The 2,137-nt window shown below is 69.5% G+C and carries 3 protein-coding genes; 2 read left to right on the plus strand and 1 reads right to left on the minus strand.

What is annotated here, in order from left to right; translation table 11 throughout:
- Both WBL05_RS07640 and gdhA read left to right on the plus strand, forming a co-directional pair.
- Window positions 1-253, plus strand: a 253-nt coding sequence (locus WBL05_RS07640) for a hypothetical protein (protein ID WP_424224917.1), incomplete at its 5' end; no start/stop codon positions are given.
- An 87-nt stretch (window positions 254-340) separates the two neighbouring features.
- Complete coding sequence (gene gdhA, locus WBL05_RS07645; RefSeq protein WP_424224919.1) at window positions 341-1,681, plus strand: NADP-specific glutamate dehydrogenase; 1,341 nt, start codon at window positions 341-343, stop codon at window positions 1,679-1,681.
- A gap of 12 nt (window positions 1,682-1,693) precedes the next feature.
- On the opposite strand, the gene WBL05_RS07650 is transcribed toward gdhA, so the two are convergent.
- Window positions 1,694-2,137, minus strand: a 444-nt coding sequence (locus WBL05_RS07650; protein ID WP_424224921.1) for a hypothetical protein, incomplete at its 5' end; no start/stop codon positions are given.

Consider the following 2,137-nt stretch of genomic DNA (forward strand, 5'->3'; position numbering starts at 1 on the left):
CGGTTACACCTGGGCCACCCGCGGCGACAGCCCACAGCCGGCCGCAACGGTGACGATGGTCACCACCGCCACCCCGACCGAACCCACCACCACGGCTCCGCAGACCACGGCCACCACCCAGCCGCCGACCACCCAGGCGCCCAGCACCACCGCCGAACCGACGCAGCCGCCCACCACGGCGCCGACGACGCAGGCTCCGCCCACCACCGAACAGCCGGCCCCGCCGACCGATGGCGACACCCCCGGCGGTTGAAGAGAAGAAAGTCCAACGATCGATACGCCCGCCGTCCAACCTTCCGGCGAGTAGGAGAATGCACTCAGCGAACCTGAAAGGACTCCCGTGGAGCAGAACCTGACCGTGGTCTTCGACCAGATCGTCGCCCGTAATCCCGGAGAGGCCGAGTTCCACCAGGCCGTGCGCGAGGTTTTCGACACCCTCGGGCCGGTCATGGCCCGCAACCCGCAGTACACCGAGGCCGCCGTCCTGGAGCGCATCTGCGAGCCGGAACGCCAGATCATCTTCCGGGTGCCGTGGCAGGACGACCAGGGCAAGGTGCAGATCAACCGCGGCTTCCGGGTTGAGTTCAACTCCGCCCTCGGCCCCTACAAGGGCGGGCTGCGCTTCCACCGCTCGGTCTACCTGGGCATCATCAAGTTCCTCGGCTTCGAGCAGATCTTCAAGAACTCGCTGACCGGGCTGCCGATCGGCGGCGGCAAGGGCGGCTCCGACTTCGACCCGCACGGCCGCTCCGACGGCGAGATCATGCGGTTCTGCCAGTCGTTCATGACCGAGCTGGCCCGCCACATTGGGCCGCACACCGACGTGCCGGCCGGCGACATCGGCGTCGGCGGACGCGAGATCGGCTACATGTTCGGCCAGTACCGCCGGATCACCAACCGCTACGAGGCCGGTGTGCTGACCGGCAAGGGCCTGACCTGGGGTGGTTCGCTGGTGCGCACCGAGGCCACCGGTTACGGCCTGGTGATGTTCACCGAGCGGATGCTGCAGACCCGAGGCATGGACTTCGTCGGTCGCCGGGTCGCCATCTCCGGTTCGGGCAACGTGGCGATCTATGCCACCGAGAAGGCGCAGGAGATGGGCGCCGACGTGATCACCTGCTCCGACTCCGCCGGCTACGTCGTCGACACCGCCGGCATCGACCTCGACCTGCTCAAGCAGGTCAAGGAGGTTGAGCGGGGACGCGTCAGCGACTACGCCGAACGGCGTGGGTCCAGCGCCACCTACGTGCCCGGCGGTTCGGTCTGGGACGTCCCGGTGGACGTCGCGCTGCCCTGCGCCACCCAGAACGAACTCGACGAGGACGCCGCCAGGACCCTGATCGGCAACGGCGTGAAGGCCGTCGCCGAGGGCGCCAACATGCCCTGCACCCCCGCCGCCATCGCCGCCCTGCACGCCGCCAGGGTGCTGTACGCGCCGGGCAAGGCGTCCAACGCCGGCGGGGTGGCGACCTCGGGGCTGGAGATGCAGCAGAACGCCTCCCGCGACTCGTGGAGCTTCGAGTACACCGAGGACAAGCTGGCCAACATCATGGCCAACATCCACGACACCTGCGCCGAGACCGCCGAGGAATACGGCCAGGCCGGCGACTACGTGATGGGCGCAAACATCGCCGGGTTCATCAAGGTGGCCGACGCGGTCATCGCCCAGGGCCTGATCTGATCTGATCGCAGGTCAGGGCTCGGTGGGCCAGGCTCGCAGGTGGAACCCGGCCCACTCCAGCCTGGCCTGCCGCACCAGCACGGTGGCTGCGGTGGCGCACACCGCCACCCCGAGGTAGGCCAGGGCGTGCCAGTCGTTCGCCGGGTTGGCGGTGACGGCTGCGATGAAGATGCCGTAGCCGGCCACCAGCCACATCACGATCGCGGTGATCATCAGCCCCACCAGCGCCGTCTTCAGCGGCTCCCTGGTCGGCACCCGCGCCGCCCCGACCTTCGCCAGCCGGGCCGCATTACCCCTGGCCAGCAGCACGACGGCGGCCAGGAACAGGGCGACGAAGATCGCGGTGAAGATCACCTGCCCGACGGTGGCGCGCTTCGCCAGCTGGCCGCCGACCATGCCGACCGCGCCGGCCAGCGCGCCCAGCAGCAACCCGATCAGCGGCCACCGGTCCCGCCA

Source organism: Brooklawnia sp. (assembly GCF_049651565.1).
In the GTDB taxonomy this organism is placed as follows: domain Bacteria; phylum Actinomycetota; class Actinomycetes; order Propionibacteriales; family Propionibacteriaceae; genus Brooklawnia.